Annotated in this window: 17 protein-coding genes and 1 pseudogene; 10 read left to right on the top strand and 8 right to left on the bottom strand. The window is 54.9% G+C overall.

Annotated elements, in window-relative coordinates; genetic code table 11:
- Window positions 1-72: 72 nt before the first annotated feature.
- The 4 genes from proC to AC3WQH_RS15545 form a co-directional block, all read right to left on the bottom strand.
- Window positions 73-915: a pyrroline-5-carboxylate reductase gene (gene proC / locus AC3WQH_RS15560; RefSeq protein ID WP_005826666.1), complete on the bottom strand. Its 843-nt coding sequence runs from the start codon at window positions 913-915 to the stop codon at window positions 73-75.
- A 20-nt stretch (window positions 916-935) separates the two neighbouring features.
- Complete coding sequence (locus AC3WQH_RS15555; RefSeq protein WP_005826665.1) at window positions 936-2,204, bottom strand: glutamate-5-semialdehyde dehydrogenase; 1,269 nt, start codon at window positions 2,202-2,204, stop codon at window positions 936-938.
- A gap of 32 nt (window positions 2,205-2,236) precedes the next feature.
- On the bottom strand, window positions 2,237-3,349 hold the full coding sequence (proB, locus tag AC3WQH_RS15550) for a glutamate 5-kinase (RefSeq protein WP_005826664.1): 1,113 nt from the start codon (window positions 3,347-3,349) through the stop codon (window positions 2,237-2,239).
- Between the two features lie 374 nt (window positions 3,350-3,723).
- A complete protein-coding gene (locus AC3WQH_RS15545) occupies window positions 3,724-4,338 on the bottom strand; it encodes a hypothetical protein (RefSeq protein ID WP_005826662.1) in 615 nt (204 codons plus the stop codon).
- 196 nt (window positions 4,339-4,534) lie between these two features.
- On the opposite strand from AC3WQH_RS15545, the gene AC3WQH_RS15540 reads away from it, so the two are divergent.
- The 7 genes from AC3WQH_RS15540 (at window position 4,535) to AC3WQH_RS15510 (ending at window position 14,673) form a co-directional block, all read left to right on the top strand.
- Entirely contained in the window at window positions 4,535-4,951 is a 417-nt protein-coding gene (locus AC3WQH_RS15540; protein WP_005826661.1) for a hypothetical protein, read from the top strand.
- A 171-nt stretch (window positions 4,952-5,122) separates the two neighbouring features.
- Window positions 5,123-5,848 (top strand): ABC transporter ATP-binding protein, encoded by a 726-nt coding sequence (locus tag AC3WQH_RS15535; protein WP_005826659.1) that lies wholly within the window; start codon window positions 5,123-5,125, stop codon window positions 5,846-5,848.
- Entirely contained in the window at window positions 5,841-7,508 is a 1,668-nt protein-coding gene (locus tag AC3WQH_RS15530) for a putative ABC transporter permease subunit (RefSeq protein WP_007787397.1), read from the top strand. Before AC3WQH_RS15535 ends, AC3WQH_RS15530 begins: the two co-directional genes overlap by 8 nt.
- Window positions 7,509-7,767: 259 nt before the next feature.
- Window positions 7,768-8,883: an S-layer homology domain-containing protein gene (locus AC3WQH_RS15525; RefSeq protein ID WP_492332137.1), complete on the top strand. Its 1,116-nt coding sequence runs from the start codon at window positions 7,768-7,770 to the stop codon at window positions 8,881-8,883.
- 368 nt (window positions 8,884-9,251) lie between these two features.
- Window positions 9,252-11,660, top strand: coding sequence for a 3-hydroxyacyl-CoA dehydrogenase/enoyl-CoA hydratase family protein (locus AC3WQH_RS15520; RefSeq protein ID WP_005826655.1), 2,409 nt, complete (start codon window positions 9,252-9,254; stop codon window positions 11,658-11,660).
- 19 nt (window positions 11,661-11,679) lie between these two features.
- Entirely contained in the window at window positions 11,680-12,858 is a 1,179-nt protein-coding gene (locus tag AC3WQH_RS15515; RefSeq protein ID WP_327953775.1) for an acetyl-CoA C-acetyltransferase, read from the top strand.
- Window positions 12,859-12,894: 36 nt separating this feature from the next.
- Window positions 12,895-14,673: an acyl-CoA dehydrogenase FadE gene (locus AC3WQH_RS15510; protein WP_005826652.1), complete on the top strand. Its 1,779-nt coding sequence runs from the start codon at window positions 12,895-12,897 to the stop codon at window positions 14,671-14,673.
- Between the two features lie 84 nt (window positions 14,674-14,757).
- On the opposite strand, the gene AC3WQH_RS15505 is transcribed toward AC3WQH_RS15510, so the two are convergent.
- Together AC3WQH_RS15505 and AC3WQH_RS15500 are read right to left on the bottom strand one after the other, a co-directional pair.
- Window positions 14,758-15,405: a Ger(x)C family spore germination C-terminal domain-containing protein gene (locus AC3WQH_RS15505; RefSeq protein WP_026558498.1), complete on the bottom strand. Its 648-nt coding sequence runs from the start codon at window positions 15,403-15,405 to the stop codon at window positions 14,758-14,760.
- Between the two features lie 49 nt (window positions 15,406-15,454).
- A complete protein-coding gene (locus tag AC3WQH_RS15500) occupies window positions 15,455-15,901 on the bottom strand; it encodes a GerAB/ArcD/ProY family transporter (RefSeq protein WP_448792349.1) in 447 nt (148 codons plus the stop codon).
- 456 nt (window positions 15,902-16,357) lie between these two features.
- Here AC3WQH_RS15500 and AC3WQH_RS15495 point away from each other — a divergent pair.
- From AC3WQH_RS15495 to AC3WQH_RS15485, 3 genes and pseudogenes are all read left to right on the top strand, one after another.
- A pseudogene (locus AC3WQH_RS15495) lies at window positions 16,358-17,891 on the top strand (spore germination protein).
- Window positions 17,888-18,979: a GerAB/ArcD/ProY family transporter gene (locus tag AC3WQH_RS15490; RefSeq protein WP_492332136.1), complete on the top strand. Its 1,092-nt coding sequence runs from the start codon at window positions 17,888-17,890 to the stop codon at window positions 18,977-18,979. Before AC3WQH_RS15495 ends, AC3WQH_RS15490 begins: the two are co-directional and overlap by 4 nt.
- The gene (locus tag AC3WQH_RS15485) at window positions 18,976-20,100 is read left to right on the top strand and encodes a Ger(x)C family spore germination protein (RefSeq protein WP_005826641.1); all 1,125 of its coding nucleotides are present in this window, start codon (window positions 18,976-18,978) and stop codon (window positions 20,098-20,100) included. The genes AC3WQH_RS15490 and AC3WQH_RS15485 overlap by 4 nt, the downstream gene beginning before the upstream one ends.
- A 78-nt stretch (window positions 20,101-20,178) precedes the next feature.
- Here the strand turns inward: AC3WQH_RS15485 and AC3WQH_RS15480 are convergent, their stop codons facing one another.
- Both AC3WQH_RS15480 and AC3WQH_RS15475 read right to left on the bottom strand, forming a co-directional pair.
- Window positions 20,179-20,691 carry a 1,2-dihydroxy-3-keto-5-methylthiopentene dioxygenase gene (locus tag AC3WQH_RS15480; RefSeq protein WP_005826638.1) on the bottom strand — a complete coding sequence of 171 codons (513 nt, stop codon included), beginning with the start codon at window positions 20,689-20,691 and terminating at the stop codon, window positions 20,179-20,181.
- A 17-nt stretch (window positions 20,692-20,708) separates the two neighbouring features.
- Window positions 20,709-21,362, bottom strand: coding sequence for a methylthioribulose 1-phosphate dehydratase (locus tag AC3WQH_RS15475; RefSeq protein WP_005826636.1), 654 nt, complete (start codon window positions 21,360-21,362; stop codon window positions 20,709-20,711).

Below are 21,362 nucleotides of genomic sequence, written 5' to 3'. Positions count from 1 at the left end.
GCTTTGTTTCAACATGGTAACGCACAGGCGGCTCACGAAGCAACCATCTTTGCGAAAAGCTCTTACCGATACTTACCGATACTGCGCGCCCATTTCCCTGGCGCGCTCTGTCGCCCGCAGGATGGCTGCTGTTACCGCCTCCTGGAACCGATACGACTCCAACACTTCCAGCCCTGCCTGCGTAGTTCCGCCAGGGCTGGTGACTTGCCTGCGCAGCAGGGCAGGCTCTGCGCGCGTCTCCAGCAGCATATGGGCCGCGCCGATCACCGTCTGGAGAGTGAGCTGACGGGCCATTTCCCGATCCAGCCCGGCTGTCGCGCCTGCTCCCATCATCGCTTCGACCAAATAATAAATATAGGCCGGGCCGCTGCCGGACAGCCCTGTGATAATATCGAGCTCTTCTTCTGCGACTTCGTGCACGGTGCCAATCGCTTCAAACAGGCGCGTGGCGAGTGCAAGCTGCTCGGGACGCACAAACGCATTGGCACTCAGTCCTGTCGCAGACAGCCCGACAGCGGATGACGTGTTCGGCATCGTGCGAATGATCGGGCAGTCTACCCCCAGCCATTCGCCGATCAGGCTGGTAGGAACGCCTGCGATGACGGAAATAATCAGTTGGTTCGGAGAGATGGTTCCGCGCAGTTCGAGTAGCGCTTCCCCCGCGTCCTTTGGCTTGATCGCCAAAATCAAAATGTCAGATGCCCGCGCCACCGCCAGTTTATCCGTGGTGGCGTTGACCCCGTATGCGTCCGTCAACTTCTCCAGGCGCTCCGCGTTGTTGCGGTTGGTGACGAAGATGCGGTCTGCTGAGGTCAAGCCTTTTTTCAAAATCCCCGAAAGCATCGCTTCCACGATGGAGCCTGCGCCGAGAAAGCCGATTTGTCCGGTTGTTATACTGGCTGTTTGGTTGCTCATCGCTGTTTCCTCCCTTTGGACTAGCGGATTTGTCCCGTTCCACGTACGACGTACTTGTAGGAAGTGAGTGCGGGCAAGCCCATCGGCCCGCGGGCGTGCAGCTTTTGCGTGCTGATCCCGATCTCGGCGCCAAAGCCGAACTCTCCGCCGTCGGTAAAGCGGGTAGAGGCGTTGTGATAGACAGCAGTTGCGTCGACAGCGGCCAAAAATTGATTCGCTGCGGCGTCGTCTTCCGTCACGATCGCTTCGGAGTGGCCTGAGCTGTGCGCGGTTATATGCTCAATCGCTTCGGCCAGACTGTCGACTGTGCGGACAGCCAGGATGAGAGCGGAGTATTCCGTATCCCAGTCCGCCGCCTGGGCTTCGCGGAGGAGAGAAGCGAGCTCATGGTGCGCCTCTCGCGTTTTGGCGCAGACGCGCAGTTCGACTCCTTGATCGAGCAGCTTTTGCAGCAGCGCCCGCTGGTAGTCGTGCGGCCAGTTGCGGTGGAGGAGCAGCGTTTCGGCTGCGTTGCAGACCGCGGGGCGGCTTGTTTTCGCGTTGACGGCGATTGCTTCTGCCATGTCGTAGCGGGCCGCCTGATCGATATAGATGTGGCAGTTGCCTACTCCCGTTTCCAGCACAGGCACGCTGGACAGTTGCAGCACGCGCTGGATCAGACCTGCTCCGCCGCGCGGGATGATGACGTCGACCAGTCCGTTTGCGGTACATAACAGGTCGACAGAAGCATGCTCGGCAAAAGGCAGGTATTGCACAGCGGCTTCGGGTAGTTCTGTCGCTGCCAGCGCCTCGCGAATCGAGCGGGCCAGCGCGACGTTGCTGTTGACGGCGCTGTGGCTGCCGCGCAGGACGATCGCATTGCCGGTTTTCAGCGCAATCGCCGCCGCATCGACGGTGACATTCGGCCGAGCTTCGTACACCATGCCGATGACGCCAAGCGGGACGCGAATCTGTTCGATGACGAGACCATTCGGCTGCGTCCAGGAATCCATTTTTTGTCCGACAGGATCATCGAGAGCGGCCAAGGAAGCCAGGCTTTCCACGAGATCGTGTACACGCGCAGGTGTCAGGCGCAGGCGGTCGAGGTAAGAGGCGGGCTGTCCGTCAACTTCCGCCTTGGCGATATCCAGCTCGTTTGCCGCCAGGATGGTTTTTTCGTCGGCCAGCAGCTTTTCGCCGATGGCAGCCAATGCCCTGTCTTTTTCTGTACGGGTCAAGAGCGCCATTTGCCGTGAAGCCTGTTTAGCCAGCGAGAGTTGTGCATACACTTTTTCTTTCAAGCTTTCCATTGTCTCCCCATCTCCTTTTCTCTCTTTCGGTTTCAAAACGTTTTCGAGCGTGCCGGGGTCCATTCATCGCGGTGGATTACGGTACCGCTGCGTCGCGTCAAGCCGGAAGGTGAGAGCGAATCCAGGAGCTGGGCAGCGCCGTACCTGCTGACGCCCCGGCCGATCAGAGCGCCTTCGCAATACACCTCGATAACCTCGCCTTCCTCGAACATCCCCGAGACATCGCGTACGCCCGCCAGAAGCAGGCTGCGGCTTTTTTCCAAAATCGCTTCCGCCGCCCCGCTGTCGACCGTGATCGTGCCGCGAACAGGGGAGTGGAGCGCGATCCATTGCTTGCGCGTGGAAACGCCGGCTGTTGCAGGGGATTCGGGACGGTAGCCGACGTAGGTGCCATCGCCGTTGCCCGCAAGCACCTTGATAAGATCAGCCGATTGCGCCAATTTTCCGATAAAGCTCGGGATTCCCAAGCCTTGCGCCGTTTTCGCGGCGATCAGCTTCGAGCGCATTCCGCCCGTGCCGAGCTGTGACGCGCCTCCTGCCAACGCCTCGATTTCCTCTGTCACCTGCTCAAGCGAGCCGATTCGCCGGGCGTCCGGATGGTGGCGCGGGTCTTTGTCGTACAGTCCGTTCGTATCGGTGAGAATCATGTACAAATCAGCGTGGACCAGTCCGGCCACCAGCGCGCCGAGCATGTCGTTGTCGCCAAAGGTCAGCTCCGCCACAGATACCGTGTCATTTTCGTTGATGATCGGCAAAATGTTTTTGTCCAAAAGCAGCGACAACGTTTGAAAAGCGTGCTGGTAGCGCTCGCGATCGGAGAAGTCTCCCCGCGTCAGCAAAATTTGCGCCACGCTGAAGTGATGGGCCGCGAACATTTGCGTGTACGTCTGCATCAGCAGGCTTTGCCCGATGGCTGCGGCGGCCTGCTTGGCAGCGAGAGAGCGGGGGCGCTGCTGGTAGCCAAGACGTTGATAACCGCTCGCGACCGCGCCCGAGGAAACGAGCACGACCTGGTGCCCTGCCTCGCGCAGCTTGCTGACAGCGGAGACGAGCAAGGACATTTTCGCCGGGTCCACGCCACCGCCTGCCGCGGCAATCGAACTGCTGCCCACTTTGACAACCAAACGCATTTTTCCCTTCTTCATACTTTGACCTCCTAGCACTTACTTGTATCCATGTGAAAAAGCAATAAAAAAAGCCCAATCGTCTCTTTGATAAGGACGAAAGGGCATGTTAGCCTTACGCGGTACCACCTTAATTGACGTCTGCCGACAGAAGATACCCGTCAAGTCGCAAACATCCAGCTCTCTTTCTTTGATAACAGGTGAAAGAAACCCGTCCAGGTCTTCCCTGGATGCTCTGGGGTGGGTTCAAACCGATTCATGGACGAAACCTCTCAGCCGTTGGATTTCGCTCTCTGGACCTGAAGGGCGGTTTTACTGTTCCCCGTCATTGCCGCTCGCTATGCGCTTGTTAATTCACTATTATTCGCCGGGCCTATAAGAAATGTCAAGAGGGTTTATTGAAATTGTTCGCTGCCGTACGTGCCCGATCTTGTTTTGATCTCGAACCGCTTCGTCTTCTGATCGCGAACGAGGCGGTAGTGCAGCGTGCGGTCGGAGGCAAAAGACGAGTCGGTCGCGTCCTGGACCGTTACGTTCAGCTCGCCGTTTGCTTTGGCGACCGTCGTATTGCGGACGGAGATCAGGACCGGATAGTCGACGCGCGGAATCGCAATGTACAGCTTTTCCTTGACCAGCTTCGTCGTCAGCTTGTCGTACATCGCCAGCGCGAGCGGCGTGCTCCAGAAACGGCCGAAGTACTTGACGATTTTGTCCTTGCTGTCAAATTGCTTCGGCAGCTCGCGGAACGCCAGCCCGTCCTCGTAGACGGTTTTGCCTTTGGCGTTGTCGAGCGCGGCGAAGTACACTTCCTCCAGCAGATGTTCGGCACGGTTGAGGAACAGGACGACATCCATTTTGTTGTCGCCGAGCTTCTGAATGGCAGACAGCTTCACGGGCTTGCTCTGGGCTTTCGTCTTGCTTTTGCTCTCTTCCTTGGCGGGAAGGGCACAGCCTGTAACGATCAGGGAGAGGGACAGAAAAATCATCCATTTTTTCCAGTTGGTTTTCATTGCGCACCTCACTTGAAAAGCCGTTGTTACCTGTTAGCGTGTGTGGCAAAAGAAATAAATAACCATGTGAAAAGATGCCAGTTGTAAAACAGGGCGGGATCACGGAAAAAGGAAACAGGATAGGGGTTGTCTGACAACGGGATTATGTCTATCATGGAGAGAGTTGTGCAGATCGAACGATTGAGGTGGAAAATACATGTTTGGATTTGGAAAAAAGGCAAAGAAGCTAGACGGCATTGATATTTTGATTATCAAGACCATTGAGGCGAAAAACCGCAACTTTTACCAGGTTGCTTTTCCCAGCGTGGTAGCAAACGATGTGATGTCCATGCTGCAAAAGCTGGAAAAATCGAAAATCAACCAGCAAGAATTTTTGGGCGAGATCGGCGGCTTTCGCATCGTGACTCACCTGGAAGCGCTGACCAGCTACAATGTGCTCGATGACGCGGATATGGAAGCGCAGCCTGTACAAATTGCCGATTTCGCAAACATCCTGCTCCGCCGCCTGGAAGCGCTGGCGGAGAGCGGCAAGCTGGGTGAATCCGAAGAGTTGGCGTTCATCATGGGCGAGCTGACGATGCTGCGCGATGGCAGCTTTGTACCGCAAGAGTAAAGAATACCCGGATGTTGAAGCCGGCCTTACGCTGGGCAGAATACATGATAAGCCGTTGGGAAACCGACGGCTTTTTTCGTATCCGCAACTTTCTCCGGCCATCGGGCGTATAGCATAAAGTGGAATCTGTTGGAAATGGGAAAAGTAAAACAGATAGAAGGAGGGACGGACATGATCGAGCTGGTGAATGTGACGAAAAGCTACAACGGGACAAACAAAGCGGTCGATCAGCTAAATCTGACAGTGCCGAAGGGGGAAATATTCGGCTTCCTCGGCCCCAATGGAGCAGGGAAGACGACGACGATCAAGATGGTGACCGGAGTGATCCGCCCGGACCAGGGCGAAATTACGATTAACGGAAAAAACATCGCTTCCCAGCCGCTTGAAGCCAAGCAGCAGTTTGGCTATGTACCGGACAGCCCGGACCAGTTTTTGCGGCTGAAAGGGCTGGAGTACGTCAGCTTCATGGCCGATATGTACGATGTGCCAAAAGACGTGCGCGGGAAGCGGATTCTGGAACTGGCGAACCGCTTTGAAATGACGAACGCGCTCGGCGACCCGATTCAGAGCTACTCGCACGGGATGCGGCAAAAAATCATGATTATGGGCGTGCTTGTGCACAACCCCGAGGTGTGGATTCTCGACGAGCCGTTGACCGGGCTGGACCCGAAGTCGTCGTTTACGCTGAAAGAGATGATGCGGGAGCATGCCGACAGCGGGCGCACCGTATTTTTTTCGACCCACGTGCTGGAAGTGGCGGAAAAGCTCTGTGACCGTGTCGCGATCATCAACAAAGGGAAAATTTTGTTTTGCGGTACCTTCAAAGAGATGCAGCAGCATTTTCAGTCAGATGTTTCGCTGGAGAGCCTGTTCCTGGAGCTGACGAAGCATGAATAAAGTCCTGCTGTTATCCAAAGTGCTGCTTAAAAATGCGGGCTCGACCTGGGGGGCGAAAAAAGGAAGCGGCTGGAAGAAACTGCTGCTTGTCTTGGCGATTTTGATCGGACTGATTCCGATGATGCTCGGGGCTGTCGTCTTTATTTCCGCGATGTACGACGGGCTGGCGCTGCTCGGACAGGAAGCGGCGTTGCTCGGACTGGGAGTGACGGTGGTTTCGGTGGCGATTTTCGTCTTCGGGATTTTGTACGTCCTGAGCGTGTTTTACTACTCGCAGGATGTCGAGCAACTGTTGCCGTTGCCGCTTCGGCCGATGCACATTCTTGGGGCCAAATTCATTGTCGCGCTCTGCTATGAGTATCTTACGGCACTGGTTTTGTTGGGACCGCTTCTGGTAACATACGGAGTGAAGAGCGGGGGAGGCTTTCTGTACTACCTGTTTGCCGTCCTCATTTTTTTGCTCGTGCCCATCGTTCCGCTTGTGATGGCGGCAGTTGTGGTCATGCTGTTCATGCGCTTTACGAACGTGGGCAAAAGCAAGGAGCGCTTCCGCTTAATCAGCGGCCTGTTTGCGATTTGTCTGGCAGTCGGGTTTCAAATGGTCGTGCAGCGCCAGACGAGCGGCGGGGTAGACAGCATAGAACAACTGCAGGAGCTGATTGCCAGCCAGGAGAACGCGTTGTTGAACCTGGTGACGCAGTTTTTCCCTGCGGGCAGGCTCGCGGCACTCGCCTTGCAAGACAGCGGCACGCTGGAATCGCTCGGCTATCTGGCAGTCTTTTTCCTGGTGGCGGTTGCCAGTCTGATCGTCTTTCTTGTGGTCGGAAACAGCTTGTACTTCGCTGGGGTCATGGGGATCAGCGACGCTGTGGCCAAACGAAAAACGGTCGGAGATGCGGCTTTTCAAAAGCTCGTGAAGCAGCGCTCAAGACTCTTGTCCTACTTCTGGAAGGAATGGAAAATGCTCTGGCGGACGCCTGCCTTTTTCCTGAACTGCACGCTCTCCGGCATTCTCGTGCCGATCCTGGCCTTGCTGCCTTTGCTCGCCCGCCGGGATAGCGGAGAGATGCTAGCGCGCCTGCAAGCGACGCTACAGGGCGAGCACGCCGGAGCCATCAGCCTGGCGATTGCCTTTGCCGCTTTTGTGATGCTGGGTGCTCTCAACAGCACTTCGGTTACGGCGATTTCCAGGGATGGACAAGGGTTCTTTTACAACAAGACATTGCCGATTTTGCCCCAGCACCTTTTGCTGGCAAAAGTCATGCCGGGCATCATCCTCAGCACGATCAGCATGCTGTTGCTGCTGGCCGAAGCTGTCTGGCTTCTGGCGCTGTCCGGGGAGTTCATCGTCTGGGCGATCCTGTGCGGGATTCCGGGCGTGATCTTCATCAACCTGGTCGGCATCATGGTCGACCTGCACCTGCCCAAGCTGGGATGGAGCTCAGAGCAGGAAGCGGTGAAGCAGAATCTCAATCCGCTGTTCTCGCTTCTCGTCGGCCTGGTGGCGGGAGGACTGGTTGTCGTGGCTATTAGTTTTGCGGGGACTTCTCTGTTTGCAACGGCTCTGGGACTTTTCGCTCTTTTTGCCCTTCTGGACTTCGGGATTTACCGATTGCTTGTTGCCAAAGGACCAGGGTGGCTGGAAAAGATCGAAGAGTGAGCATAACGTTTGGCTGCTGAAAAGCCGTTCTCCCCGTGCTGGAGTGCGGCTTTTTTCACATGGTCAACGCCAATTAGGAACATTTTGTGAAAAGAGGGTATAAAGAAGTGCGCGATCCATCCCGATACATGAAAGGGGGATCGTTGTTGTCCGGGACGCTCGTCGAGTCCTGGACCTTTCTGCCACAGAAACGGCAGGGAGAACTACATAGAAAAAGGGGTAAAGATTCTGGCAAAGGAGAAAGGAGTATGCGTATAACATGATGAAGCGTTTTGCTCTCTGTTTTCTCATGGCATTGCTGCTCGTGCAAACTGCATGGACGGGCGGAGCACATGCTGCAGGTGTTTTCGATGACACCGAAGGACACTGGGCAGAGCAACAAATTGAAGAACTGGCGAGCCTGGGGATTGTAAAGCGAAACAGCAGCCACGCGTTTTATCCGAACAAGCCGATTACGCGCGGCGAAGCGCTGGCTCTGCTCAACCGCGTATTTGAGACGGCCTACGGCTCGCTTGAGCTGCCGCAGCGAAAAAGCAACCTGGACTACCGCTTTCTGCTTCGGGGGGAAGTAGAACAACTGTTGGTCAACATGAAAGCGATCTGGCAAGTAGAAACGAATGCGCAGTCCAGCTACGATCCGGGCGACAGAATGCTCTATTACTTGTACCTGGCCGAAAGCGGGCAACTGCTCAAAAAACAGCAAAAAGAAAATCCTGACTGGTGGCTGTCCAGCGAAGCCATGCAGCGGCCGTTGACCCGAGAAGAGGCGAGCCTGCTGTTGTTCCACGTGCTGGCGCCGCAAAAATTCAGAACGGCCAATTTGAAGCCGCAGGACGCGGTGACGTACTTCAACAGCTTTTACGAGTGGAAGCAGGATCGGTTCTACCGCGATACATACTCTCCATACCCGCTGGCTATTCGCGAGTTTCAGTTGTTTTTGACCGAAAAGACGTTTTCACCCGAGAAAATCATGACCCGCGCGGAATATGCCGTCGTCATGAAGCGACTGCTCGATTATTACCGCACCGATATGGCAGCCCAGTTCCGCAGCACGGTGGCGCAGCAGCAAAAAATCGCCCAACTGTACTTGCGCTCCGCGACTCTCGCGCTGGAGAAAAAGCAGCAGGCCCGCTTGGCCGCCGTGTTCGCTCCCGAACCGTTAAAAGCGATGACAATGCTTCCGCAAGTGCCGAAGTACAACGGCCCGGTGACGATTACAAGCAAGACAGACATGAATGACCCGAAAATTCTTTGGCTGGTCGGCCACTATCGCGACCCGGTAAACGGAGACTTCCAGGTCGAATACAAGCTGGAGCAGGATGCGTCGAATGCTTATGGGCGCAAAATCACAGCCGTTCTTTATTCGGAAAAATAGGCAAGCACTATGGGGAGCATCTGTTGCAGGATGCTCCTCTTTGTTTTGAAATGGAAAAGAGGAAGAAACATCGACAAGTGACGATTGCAAATGACAGAATTTTCGATTACAATAAAACTGAACGGTGACTCAGTAGGGGGTCAGCCAAAACATCTCAGGGCGGGTAACATAGCCAACACGTGGGGTGTATTTTTTGGCCCACCAACTGAATGAGCATTCATTCAACAAGAGCATGAGCCTTGGCATACAGGAATATGGTTAAGAATAGTAGAACTTATGGAAATGATCTACTAATCTGAAAAGTTGAGCAAGGATGGCAGCCATTGTGATTATGCCTCGACAGAGGTTCTCTAAAGGAGGATTTGAAGATGGAACGCAAAATTCGCAAAGCGGCGGTTCTCGGCTCTGGCGTCATGGGCGCCGGGATTGCCGCACATCTCGCCAACGTCGGAATCCCTACTTATTTGCTGGACATCGTACCGCGCGAACTGACGGCGGACGAGAGTAAAAAAGGACTGACACTGGCTGATCCAGCAGTGAAAAACCGCATTGCACAGGCGGGCAAAGACAGGCTGCTCAAGGAAAAGCCAGCTCCGCTCTACGATAAAAAGAACATCGAGCTGATAACGGTAGGCAACTTCGAAGACCATTTGCCGCTGCTCGCCGAAGTCGACTGGATCATCGAGGTCGTCGTGGAGAACCTCGAAGTGAAGAAAAGTGTGTTCGCGCAAGTAGAAGCACACCGCAAGCCAGGGACGATCGTCTCTTCCAATACGTCCGGCGTTTCTATCAACGAGATGGCAGAAGGCCGCTCTGACGATTTCCGCAAACATTTTCTCGGCACGCACTTTTTCAACCCGCCGCGCTATTTGAAGCTGCTGGAGCTGATTCCCGGACGCGATACCGACCCGGCTATCGTCGCTTTCATGAAGCAGTTCGGGGAGCATGTGCTCGGAAAAGGAATGGTCGTCTGCAAGGACACGCCAAACTTCATCGCCAACCGCATCGGTACATACGGATTGCAGGTTTCGATCCACGAGATGGTGCGTCTTGGCCTCGGGGTAGATGAAGTCGATGCGCTGACAGGCCCGGTAATCGGCCGTCCGAAGAGCGCGACGTTCCGCACGCTCGATGTCGTCGGGCTGGACACGTATGTGCATGTCGCAGGAAACGTCCGCAACAAGAGCACGGACGAAGCGGAGCGCGCTGTCTTTGAGGTTCCGGATTTCGTTTTGCAAATGGTCGAGAAGCGCTGGATCGGACAAAAGGCAGGGCAAGGCTTTTTCAAACAGGTGAAGTCGGCGCAGGGCAAAGAAATTTTGGCGCTGGACATCAACACATTGGAATACCGCCCGAGCGTGAAGCCGAAGTTCCCGTCGCTGGACGCGGCCAAGACGGCGAAAACATTGCCGGAAAAGCTGCGGGCGCTCGCATACGGCAAGGACAAGGGCAGCGAGTTTGTCTGGAGCGTTTTCAAAAAAGTGCTGCTGTATTCCGCTGAAAAGGCTTACGAGATCGCCGACGACATCGTTGCAGTCGATCAGGCGATGAAGTGGGGCTTCGGCTGGGAGCTGGGGCCGTTCGAGACGTGGGATGCCATCGGCGTGGAAAAATCAGTGGCGCGGATGCGCGAGGAAAACGAGCGGATTCCCGCGCTGGTCGAGGAGCTGCTCGCGAGCGGCAAAACCTCCTTCTACCAAAAGGCAGAAGGCAAGCGCCAGGCGTTTGCGATCGGTGGCGTCTACAAAGGCATCGAGGAAAACAAGGAAAACATCAACCTCGCCGCGCTCAAGGAGCAAGGCAAGTTGATTAAGAAAAACGCGGGCGCTGCCCTGATCGACCTGGGCGATGGCGTCGCGTGTCTGGAGTTCACTTCGCCGCACAACGCGCTCGGACTGGATGTATTGCAGATGGCGAACCAGGCGGCAGAAGAAGTGCAGAAAAACTTCGCCGGACTGGTGATCGGCAACCAGGGCAAAAACTTCTGCGTCGGGATGAACCTTGCGATGGCGCTGATGGAAGCGCAAGATGAAAACTGGCTGGAGCTCGACATGCTCGTCAGCAATTTCCATAAAGCGGCCAGAGCGATTCGCTACATGCACCGCCCGGTCGTGGCGGCACCGTTCGGCATGACGCTGGGCGGCGGCGTCGAGGTCACGTACTTGGCTGACCGTGTACAGGTGGCAGCGGAAACGTACCTTGGACTCGTCGAGGTCGGCGTCGGGCTTTTGCCAGGCGGCGGCGGTACGAAGGAAATGCTGTTCCGCGCCATGGAAAACGTGCCGGAGGGCGGCAGCGTGCCAGTCGACCCGTTCCCGTTTGTCGCCAGAGCTTTTGAAACGATTGCGATGGCAAAAGTTTCGACTAGCGGACAGGAAGCGATCAACCTCGGCTATTTGCGGCCGACTGACCGGATCAGCATCAACTCTGACCATCTGTTGTACGATGCGAAGCAGCTCGTGCTCGCGATGGACAAAGAAGGCTATACGCCGCCCAAGCCGCGCAAAATCCGCGTGATCGGGGAGACGGGCTACGCCAACCTGCGCCAAAACATCTATGCGATGAAGAAGAGCGGGTACATTTCCGAGCACGACGAGCTGATCGCGTCCAAAATCGCCTATGTCATGTCTGGCGGCAACGTGCCGGCGGGTACGGAAGTGACCGAGAGCTACATTTTGGAGCTGGAAAAGCAAGCGTTCCTCTCGCTGATTAAGACGCCTAAGACTCAGCAGCGGATGCAGCACATGCTGACCAAAAACAAGCCTTTGCGCAACTAGGGAGAAGGAGGGTAAAACGATGAGAGAAGCAGTAATTGTCGCAGGGGCCCGGACTGCGGTCGGCCGAGCGAAAAAAGGAAGTCTCAAAGACGTACATCCCGTCGACATGGGGGCAGCCGTCGTAGCGGATTTGCTCCGCCGCGTTCCGCAACTGGACCCGGCGGATATCGAGGACGTCATCATGGGGACGGCGGTGCCGGAAGCAGAGCAGGGCATGAATATGGCGCGGCTGATCGGGCTGCGCGCCGGACTGCCGACAAATGTCGCGGGCATTACGATCAACCGTTTTTGCTCCTCCGGCTTGCAGACGATTGCCTATGCCGCGCAACAGATTATGGTCGGCAGCTCGGACGTGGTCGTGGCAGGCGGAGTGGAGAGCATGAGCCTCGTGCCGATGCTCGGCCACAAGGTCGCGCTCAATCCGACACTGGTGGAGACGAAGCCTGAGGCGTACATGAGCATGGGGCACACGGCAGAGGAAGTGGCGCGGCGCTACCATGTGACCCGCGAAGACCAGGACGCGTTTGCGCTCCGCAGCCATCAGCGCGCGGTTGCGGCGATCAGCTCGGGCAAGTTCCAGGACGAAATCGTTCCGCTGACGGTGAAGCAGTACACGGTAGACGAAGCCGGAAAGGTGCATATCCGCGAGCGCATTTTTGACAAGGACGAAGGCGCGCGCCCAGATACGACGCTGGAGGCGCTCGCCAAGCTGAAGCCGGTCTTCAACGTGCAGGGCAGCGTAACGGCCGGGAACTCCTCGCAAACGAGCGATGGCGCGGCAGCGGTGATCGTCATGTCAGCCGACAAAGCGGCAGAGCTGGGCGTTTCGCCTATCGCGAAGTTCCGCTCCTTTACCGTTGGCGGGGTGGACCCGGATGTCATGGGGATCGGTCCGGTCGTCGCGATCCCGAAAGCGTTGAAGCTGGCGGGGATCAGCCTGGACGACGTCGATTTGTTCGAGCTGAACGAAGCGTTCGCGTCCCAGTCGATTGCGGTCATTCGCGAGCTCGGCCTGGACCCGGAAAAAGTAAACGTCAACGGCGGCGCCATCGCCCTGGGCCATCCGCTCGGCTGCAGCGGCGCGAAGCTGACCGTCTCGCTGTTGAATGAAATGAAGCGCAGAGGCGGCAAGTACGGCGTCGTGACGATGTGTATCGGTGGAGGCATGGGAGCCGCAGGCGTTTTTGAAATGATCTAGCACGTACGTCCATTTTCATAAAAGGAGAGGGATAGCATGGCAGATACGAAAGAATTGATCCGTGGTGGAAGCTTTTTGATTGACGCAGGTTCGGCAGACGACGTGTTCGTGCCGGAGGAGTACAGCGAAGAGCAAAAAATGATCGCGAAAACGACGGAGGACTTTGTCGTCAACGAAGTTCGTCCGCATCTGGAAGAATTGGAGCAGCACAACTTCGACATTTCCGTCCGTCTGCTGAAGGAAGCAGGGGAGCTTGGCCTGTTGGCTGGCGATGTGCCGGAGAAGTACGAAGGACTTGGCCTGGATAAAGTCAGCACGGCTTTGGTCACGGAAAAGTTTTCGCTTGCGCGCGGCTTCGCGCTGAGCTATGGCGCACATGTGGGCATCGGCTCTCTGCCGATCGTGTACTTTGGAAACGAAGATCAGAAGCAGCGCTATCTGCCTGATCTGGCGTCCGGAAAACGGATCGCGGCCTATTGCCTGACAGAGCCAGGCTCCGGCTCCGACGCGCTGGGAGCCAAAACGACAGCGACTCTCTCTGCTGACGGCAAGCATTACATCCTCAACGGAGAGAAGCAATGGATCACCAACGCAGGCTTTGCTGACGTGTTTATCGTCTATGCGAAAATCGACGGGGAAAAATTCACGGCCTTCATCGTCGAGCGCACCTTCCCTGGCGTATCGTTTGGACCGGAAGAGAAGAAAATGGGCATCAAGTGCTCCTCGACTCGCACCGTCATTTTGCAGGATGTGCCCGTGCCTGTGGAAAACTTGTTGGGCGAGCCGGGCAGAGGCCACGTCATCGCCTTCAACATCCTGAACGTAGGCCGTTACAAGCTGGCAGTCGGCGCAGTCGGCTCCGCGAAAAAAGCGCTGGAGCTGGCGACGAACTACGCGAAGGAGCGGAAGCAGTTTAAAACGCCAATCGCCAATTTCACTTTGATTAAAAACAAACTGGCGAACATGGCGATCAAAGCGTACGCCGCAGAAAGCTCCGTCTACCGGACAGTCGGCCTGTTCGACACCGCGCTCGGCCGCCTGGGCGAAAAAGCGGATGACGGCGCAGAAGTCGCGAAGGCGATTGCCGACTACGCCATCGAATGCTCGATCAACAAAGTGTTTGCTACGGAAGTTTTGGACTACTGCGTGGACGAAGGCGTGCAAATCCACGGCGGATACGGCTTCATGTCCGAGTACGAGATCGAAAACATGTACCGCGACTCGCGGATCAACCGGATTTTTGAAGGCACGAACGAGATCAACCGACTGCTCATCCCGGACACGTTGGTGAAAAAGGCGATGAAGGGCGAGCTGCCGCTTCTGCAAGCAGCGACGAGCCTGCAAGCCGAGCTGATGAGCTATTACCCGGAGGAGATCGAGGAAGCGCCGCTTGCGGTGGAGAAGCACCTGCTCAGCATGACGCGCAAAATCATCCTGATGGTGGCAGGCTCCGCGCTGATGAAGTACCAGCAAGCGATTTCCAAGGAGCAGGAGCTGCTGGCGTTCGCTGCCGACATGCTGATCGAGCTGTACGCAATGGACAGCATCGTGAAGCGCACGGAAAAAGCGATTGCGGCCAACGGACTGGAAGCGGAGCAGCAAAAGCTGGAGTTGACAGCGGTCTATGTGCATGAAGCGTTTGATCGCATCGAAGCGTGGGCGAAGGAAGCGCTCGCTGCCATGGAAGAAGGAGATGAGCTGCGCCTGCGCCTCTCGATCCTGAAAAAGCTGACACGCCGTACGCCGATCAATACGGTTGCGCTGAAACGGTCGATTGCCGATCGCGTCATCGAAGCAGGCGGATACGTGGTGTAAACCGCACAGACACGCATACAGAAAAAAGGAGCGAAGAGTCATTCTTTGCTCCTTTTTCTTTTGCCCGCAGCCAAAAAGCTTGGCTCAAGGCTTTTGCTTCACTTTGGAAATACCGCCGTCGTTGATGTGCACCTGCACGTTTACCGACTCCAGCATGTCGGGGCGAAGCGGGAGCGCGCTATTTTTTTGCAGTCTGTGCCACTCATGCGGGTGCTTGCGATAGAGCGTGTGCCCGAGCTGGAGAGTGTCTGCGCCCAGCTTCAGCCCTTTTTCAAACAGTCCGCGAATCTCTTCCTCGATTTTTTTGGCTGCTTCCGTTTCGATTTCGATTTCCCGCACAGGGCCTTTGCGGAAAAGCTGGGTAATAAAGCCAGAGATGTCGACATCCACCTGAAAAACGACGTTCTCGCCGCGGAGCACCGGACGTATGGCTGCTTTTGGCTTTTCGAGCACGAGCATGGCGAGCGTCTGTTTGTCTTTTTTACCTCCAAAAGCGTACGGACTACATGCTTGTCCATCCAGCGCAAGCCGAGCAGCTCGGAGCGCGGCCAGCAAGCTGTAAAACTGGATGGCGCTGAGCGGCAGGAGCGAGAGCGTCGACGAAAGGAAAAAGAGTCCGGTCAGCCACCAGATCCGTTTTCGCCCGCCAGGTATCATCCAGATTTCCACGATCAGCAGATGGGCGAGCGCGATTCGGGTGAAAGCCCCGCTGAACCATTGGTAAATGCTCAAAAAATCGAGATGCTCGATATAAATGCCGATATTGGCGAGCCGCCACTCTTCATAGGCCGGGTAGCGCAGCTTGGCGGCTTCCGCCGGGCCAAATTCGACGATCGCGCCAATCGTTCGGCCCCAAGGTCAAGTCAATCAGCGACATCGCCAGCGAGAAAAACTGATAGTAAGGCACTTTGCTTTTCAGATGATGCTTCAGAAACAAAAACAGGAGCAGTTCCACAAAGCCGCTTCCCGCGTACATCATGCCTTTGAGCACCGGGGCCATCCCGTCTTCCATGATCGGCAGAAGCAGGCGGTAGTCTTTGTTCTGAAAATTCGTGGACATCACGAAAAACTCTACGACGACTGGCAACAACACCGTCGACGTCATTGCAATGGAGCGTATCCCGAACAGAGCGTTGACGAGACACAAAGCGGCGAAGAGGACAGTGTGAACCGTCAGCGGAGTCTGGGGAGCAAAAGACAGGTTGATCCAGGTGACCGTGTCTGTCATGGTCATCTTCCCGATAATAAAGCAATAGAGAGGTCAGTAGCGCCAACAGGCGGGAAACGAAGAAGCCGTATCGGTTCTGCAACCGAACAAAAAGGTGTTCGCGCCCGGTTCTCAGATAGATAAAGTAAAGAAAGCACGTCCAGATCAGGTAGAGAGCCCCGGCAAAAAGGACGGAAATCCACGAATCTCTCTTGGCGGAGTCGAGCATCATGGGGATGACGATGACATGGTTCATCAAGCCGTTGGCCAGCATCAGTATTGTTACGATTTGAGTAAAAGCTAGTCCGTTTTTCATGGTTCTCCCGCCAGACTGTTCCAGTTCTCTTGTCAGTATTTGCAGGTCGTCTCGATTTATGCGACAGGACAGGCGTGCCTTCGAAGGTTGCATGCATATTTTTGGAAGCTGCCACGAAAGCTAAGAGAACATACTGAGCAGAGGATGGGGAACGGTTCGAGATGACGATGAGAGGATGGCTGAGAAGGAAACGGGTGTCGGCAAAAGACAGAATTCAGCCGTCCCATGCCCACCCGATAAGCGACAGCCTGGGCGAAAATATTAGCGAACTGGAGCGCATATTCACGCTGACACCTGACCTGGTGATTCGCACGTTTGAAAGCAGTATGCTCGAAGGTTCGGCAGCGATCGTGTATTTAACTGGGCTTGTGGACAAAAACTCCATCAACAACAATGTGCTGCGGCCGATGCTGGCTCAGCGGGATCGGGGAAAAGCGGGAATTCTCGACCTGCTGTCGGTAGGAGATGTCTCGATTGCCCGCGATTTTCGCACCGTTGAAAAGGAGATTTTCGACGGCAGCTGTGTCATGTTTGTAGAAGGGCGCAACGAGGCGTTCGTTCTCGATACGCACGGCTGGCCGCAGCGGGCGATTGAGGACCCGCAACTGGAAGCGTCTTTGAAGGGCGCCCACCAGGGGTTTGTGGAGACAGGGATGCAAAATATCGCCCTGATTCGCCGCTACTTGCCTAATCGGGAGTTGAAAATCAAGGAATTTTGGATAGGGGACAGGGGAGCTACCCGGGTGTCGATCCTATTTTTGCAAGATGTCGCACATCCGGAGGTTTTGCAAGAAATGGAGGACCGGATCAAGCAGATCAAGATCGACTCGATTCTCAATACAGGCGAGCTGGCAGAGTTGATTGAGGACAATCCGTTTTCCCCTTTTCCGCAGTTGATGATGACGGAGCGGCCCGATTCGGTGGCCTCGCACATTTTGCAAGGCAAGATCGCCGTCGTGGTAGACCGTTCTCCCAGCGTCTTGATTGGCCCTGCCACCTTTTCCTCCTTTTTTCAAAACGGGGACGATTACAGCACGCGCTGGCTTGTTTCGTCGTTTATTCGTCTGTTGCGGGGGCTGGCTTTTATCATCGCGACCTTTCTTCCGGCTCTCTACATCGCCCTGATCTCGTTTAACTACGAGGTGATTCCGCTCGACTTGATTTTATCGGTCGGAGAGTCGAGAGAGAGTGCCTTTTCCGCCTTTACTCGAAGCGATGCTTATGGAGCTGACTATGGAAATGCTGCGGGAAGCAGGGGTCAGGCTGCCAACGCCCATCGGACAGACGGTAGGCATCGTGGGGGGGATCGTCATTGGACAGGCAGTAGTTCAGGCGGGGATTGTCAGCAACATCATGGTGATTGTGGTCGCGTTTACAGCGATCTCCTCCTTTATCATCCCGAATTACGATATGGGGTCTGCGGTTAGACTGCTCCGGTTTCTCATGATGGTGCTGGCTGCTTTGTTCGGTATCGTCGGGATTATCGTCGGGCTGATGGGCCTCATTGCCCATCTGATCCAGTTGGAATCGCTTGGCGTTCCCTACGGAAGTCCGCTCGCGCCCGCTCGTTTCAGCGACTGGAAAGATTTCTTTGTCCGCTTGCCGTTTTGGACGATGCGGGATCGGCCAGTCAGTACGAGGGCCATTCAAGCGAGAAGGCAGGGAGATAATCGTCCAAGGGGAGATGGCGAATGAAAAAATATGCCTTCAATGAACTGACGGTCTTCCAGTACATTTATTTGATTCACGGTGCGCAGGTAGGGATCGGGGTGTTGTCCATGCCGCGAGAGCTGGCCGAGGTGGCAGGGACGGACGGATGGCTCTCAATTTTGATTGGTTGGTTCGCGGCTATGGCGGTCAGCCTGGTCATCATCGGCATCATGAAGCGCTATCCCGGCAAAACGATTGTGGATCTGCAGCCGTTGTTTTTGGGTAAATGGCTGGGGAAAGTCTGTGTTGCAGGAATCGCCGTCTATTGCGGTTTTGCCTCTTTCACTGTCATGGCCAACACTGCGGCCATCGTCAATACGTGGATTCTTAGTCAGACACCGATTTACATGGTAGTTATTTTGCTGGCCATTCCGGCTTATATGGTTCTCCAAGGCGGCTTGCGGGTGCTTGGACGGTATGCCGAGCTGATCTTTTATCTGACGCTGTGGATGCCGATCGTCTTGGTCACTGTCTTGCCGAAAACGAACTGGCTTTATTTGCTCCCTATTTTCAAGGAAGGGTGGTGGCCGATTCTGGTGGCAACAAAATCAACGGTTCTGTCTTTTTTAGGATTTGAACTGGCTTTTTTTCTCTATCCTTTTTTGCAGAAAAAGCAGTATGCAGTCCTTGGTATCGTTGTGGCCAATACGTTGTCCATGCTGATTTTTATGAATATCACCTTGTTCAGTTTCGTGTTTTTCAACCCCGATGAAATTCTACAATATACGTGGCCAACATTGAATTTATGGAAGGTGATTGAGTATCGATTTTTGGAACGAATGGATATTATCTTTCTCGCTTTCTATTTATTTTACTTGTCTACAACCAGCTTCCCTTATCTGTATTTTTCAGTCTTCTCGTCAAGTCAATTGTTCGGTGCAGCAGATCATCGCAAGCATTTAGGCATCGCTTTGCTGTTGGTTATTTTACTGCTTTGGCTGTATACGCCTACGTTCATGGATTTACTCAAATGGAAGCAGTGGTGGAGCACTGGCGGTTTGCTATTCGGATACGCGCTGCCCGTTCTGGCTTTTGTGCCGATCTGGCTGCTGCGTAGGTCAGTGAAGGAGTGAAGGTTATAAAAAGATACGTACACGTTCTATTGATTTTGTGTGTAGTCTCCCTGCTGACGGGGTGTGTGGATCGGATTGATCTGGAAGACGCGACGATCACCCTGATGACAGGGATAGATCTGAATGAAAAAGATCAGCTTCTCGTCTATTTATCGAGTCCGGTGTTCAGCAAGGAAGCCAAGGATAAGGAAGAGGAGTACGGAGTCAAGATAGAATCGCTCCGTCAGGCAAGAGGACGGTTTGACGGGCTGGTGACGGGCCTTTCGTTATCAGGCAAAATACAGGTGTTCGTTATCGGGAAAAAACTGTTGGAACATCCCGATTGGTTTCCCATTATGGATGTGATGTTTCGCGATGCGCGATTTACGGTGAATGCGCGAGTGATCGTTTGCGACGGGCCGGTCAAGGAGCTGTTCAATTTTAATCCGACGGATAAGCCGCGGCTTCCGCTTCACCTAACCAGGCTGCTCGATAAGGCAAGCCAAAGGAATTTGACAGTAACAACAAGGTTACAGGAATTTCATCGACAAATGTTTGAAAAAGGAGGCACACCGTTACTCGCTGAAATCAACTCAGGACGCTCTGTTAAAGTATTGGGGACGGCACTGCTAAACAAGGGCGGCAAGTACGCTGCGCTGCTCGAGCCAAGAGATACGATGCTGTTGCAGATGCTCCGTAATCAAAAGCAGGGAGAGACATCCTTGACGCTTCCGCTTCCCGTAAACGGTGGCAGCAATCACATAGCGAGGGATCGGCTCAGTTTTTTGGTGAATGGCGTCAATCGCTCCGTGAAAACAAGCTACCGTAACAATCGGTTTCAATTCGACGTAAAAATGAAAATTCGCATTTCCATCACCGAAAGGCTGTTTTTGTTCGACATGGAACAAGACTACAGGAAAATGGAGCAAATGATTAGCGAGGAACTGCGCAAAGAGTTCGCAAATCTGGTCACAAAGTGCCAGGAGAGTGGAACAGACCCGTTTGGCTTTGGCGTGTACGCCCGTGCCTATGAGTACGAGGAGTGGAAAAAGGTACAGGAAGATTGGCCGGCGGCATTTGCCAGAGCCGATGTCCGTATTGTGCCGGAGGTGTCGATTATAGGCGATGGCGTCATTAAGTGAGTAAATAGCAGGAAAAAGGAAAAGCACCTTGTCGCCAAGGCTATGGTCCAAGGTGCTTGTTTGTTTTTGCGATACGTATCAGTAGATAGCCTCCCAGCCTGCAGGAGTGACGAACAGGCGGATTGCCTTGATTTTGCGGTCGTCCATCAAGGTGAAGTAGTGGCGGAAGTTCGGCGGTACGGAGATCAGGTCGCCTGGCTCAAGCTCGACGTCGAAGTAGCGCCCGTCTTTGCCCTTGATCGCGAAAATGCCGTGGCCGTCTACGCAGAAGCGGCACTCGTCGTCGGTGTGATGATGCTCGTTCTTGAATTTCACGAGCAGCTCATCGAGGTTAGGGGTTTTGTCAGAGAGGACGATGATGTCGGCAGTCAGGTAGCCGCGGCGCTCGCTGATCGCGTCGATCTCCGGCTTGAAGGCGGCGAGAATCTCCTGTTTTTCTTCCTCTGTCGGGCTGTAGTTGTCGCGGTGCTTGGGATCGAGGCGGTCTACGCCCCATTTTTCGTAAATGATCTCTTGGCTGTCCAGGAAGGAAATGACTTCCTCCGGTGCGGAAATGTACTCGTTAGTGTCGTGGAAACGAATTTGTGCCATCTTGTTTGCCTCCTTGGTTAATTGGTTGTAGTGGACACGACGGCTTGGCGCAGTTGCAGCCAGCGGGCGTGGTACTCGAACAGAAATTCAAATGCTTCCAGGTGGCGCTTCGCTTCAAAGTCGTTGCCGCCCCAGGCGTAAATGCCGTGGTTGCGGATGAGCACGCCCGGAATTTCCGGGGTGATGACTTTTTCAATCGCGGCGGCCAGGGTCGGAATATCGGCAAAGTTCTCAACAATCGGAACAGTGATACGCGCGTTTTCCTCCCAAATGCCCAAGCCTTTAATCAGCTCTTGCCCCTGGATGGAGAAGGCGCGCTGGCCGAAGTACAGCTCGGAGATGAGGTTGTTCCAAACGGTATGGACGTGGAAGCAGGCACCTGCCTGCGGGAACTTTTGATAGACGACGGCGTGGATCAACGTCTCTGCGGACGGCTTGAGCGAAGTCGCGTCTACAGGGCGGGAATCTCGATCGACTACGAGGTAGTCTTCCGGCGACAGCTTGGTCTTGTCTTTGCCGCTTGCGGTTACGGCAAATTGCAGCGGCTCGTTCTGGATTTTGATCGAGAGATTGCCGCTGGTACCGGGAAACCAGTCCCGGCGGGCAAATGTCAGCTTGGCGTCGTCCAGACGGCGAAAAGCGTCCAGACGTTGTTCGAGTGTTGCGGTCAT

This window comes from Brevibacillus sp. FW301-21C12A, assembly GCF_058788915.1.
Note: the sequence above shows the minus strand (reverse complement) of the source record. Positions and strands in the feature narration are given on the sequence as shown.

What these genes read in the sequence shown, in the direction of transcription:
- AC3WQH_RS15555 (WP_005826665.1), bottom strand. Translation starts at nt 2,204, where the DNA reads ATGGAAAGCTTGAAAGAAAAAGTGTATGCACAACTCTCGCTGGCTAAA.
- AC3WQH_RS15525 (WP_492332137.1), top strand. Translation starts at nt 7,768, where the DNA reads ATGATGAAGCGTTTTGCTCTCTGTTTTCTCATGGCATTGCTGCTCGTG.
- proB (WP_005826664.1), bottom strand. Translation starts at nt 3,349, where the DNA reads ATGAAGAAGGGAAAAATGCGTTTGGTTGTCAAAGTGGGCAGCAGTTCG.
- AC3WQH_RS15490 (WP_492332136.1), top strand. Translation starts at nt 17,888, where the DNA reads ATGAAAAAATATGCCTTCAATGAACTGACGGTCTTCCAGTACATTTAT.
- AC3WQH_RS15480 (WP_005826638.1), bottom strand. Translation starts at nt 20,691, where the DNA reads ATGGCACAAATTCGTTTCCACGACACTAACGAGTACATTTCCGCACCG.
- AC3WQH_RS15500 (WP_448792349.1), bottom strand. Translation starts at nt 15,901, where the DNA reads ATGACAGACACGGTCACCTGGATCAACCTGTCTTTTGCTCCCCAGACT.
- AC3WQH_RS15535 (WP_005826659.1), top strand. Translation starts at nt 5,123, where the DNA reads ATGATCGAGCTGGTGAATGTGACGAAAAGCTACAACGGGACAAACAAA.
- AC3WQH_RS15475 (WP_005826636.1), bottom strand. Translation starts at nt 21,362, where the DNA reads ATGACCGCAACACTCGAACAACGTCTGGACGCTTTTCGCCGTCTGGAC.
- AC3WQH_RS15540 (WP_005826661.1), top strand. Translation starts at nt 4,535, where the DNA reads ATGTTTGGATTTGGAAAAAAGGCAAAGAAGCTAGACGGCATTGATATT.
- AC3WQH_RS15515 (WP_327953775.1), top strand. Translation starts at nt 11,680, where the DNA reads ATGAGAGAAGCAGTAATTGTCGCAGGGGCCCGGACTGCGGTCGGCCGA.
- AC3WQH_RS15545 (WP_005826662.1), bottom strand. Translation starts at nt 4,338, where the DNA reads ATGAAAACCAACTGGAAAAAATGGATGATTTTTCTGTCCCTCTCCCTG.
- proC (WP_005826666.1), bottom strand. Translation starts at nt 915, where the DNA reads ATGAGCAACCAAACAGCCAGTATAACAACCGGACAAATCGGCTTTCTC.
- AC3WQH_RS15520 (WP_005826655.1), top strand. Translation starts at nt 9,252, where the DNA reads ATGGAACGCAAAATTCGCAAAGCGGCGGTTCTCGGCTCTGGCGTCATG.
- AC3WQH_RS15530 (WP_007787397.1), top strand. Translation starts at nt 5,841, where the DNA reads ATGAATAAAGTCCTGCTGTTATCCAAAGTGCTGCTTAAAAATGCGGGC.
- AC3WQH_RS15510 (WP_005826652.1), top strand. Translation starts at nt 12,895, where the DNA reads ATGGCAGATACGAAAGAATTGATCCGTGGTGGAAGCTTTTTGATTGAC.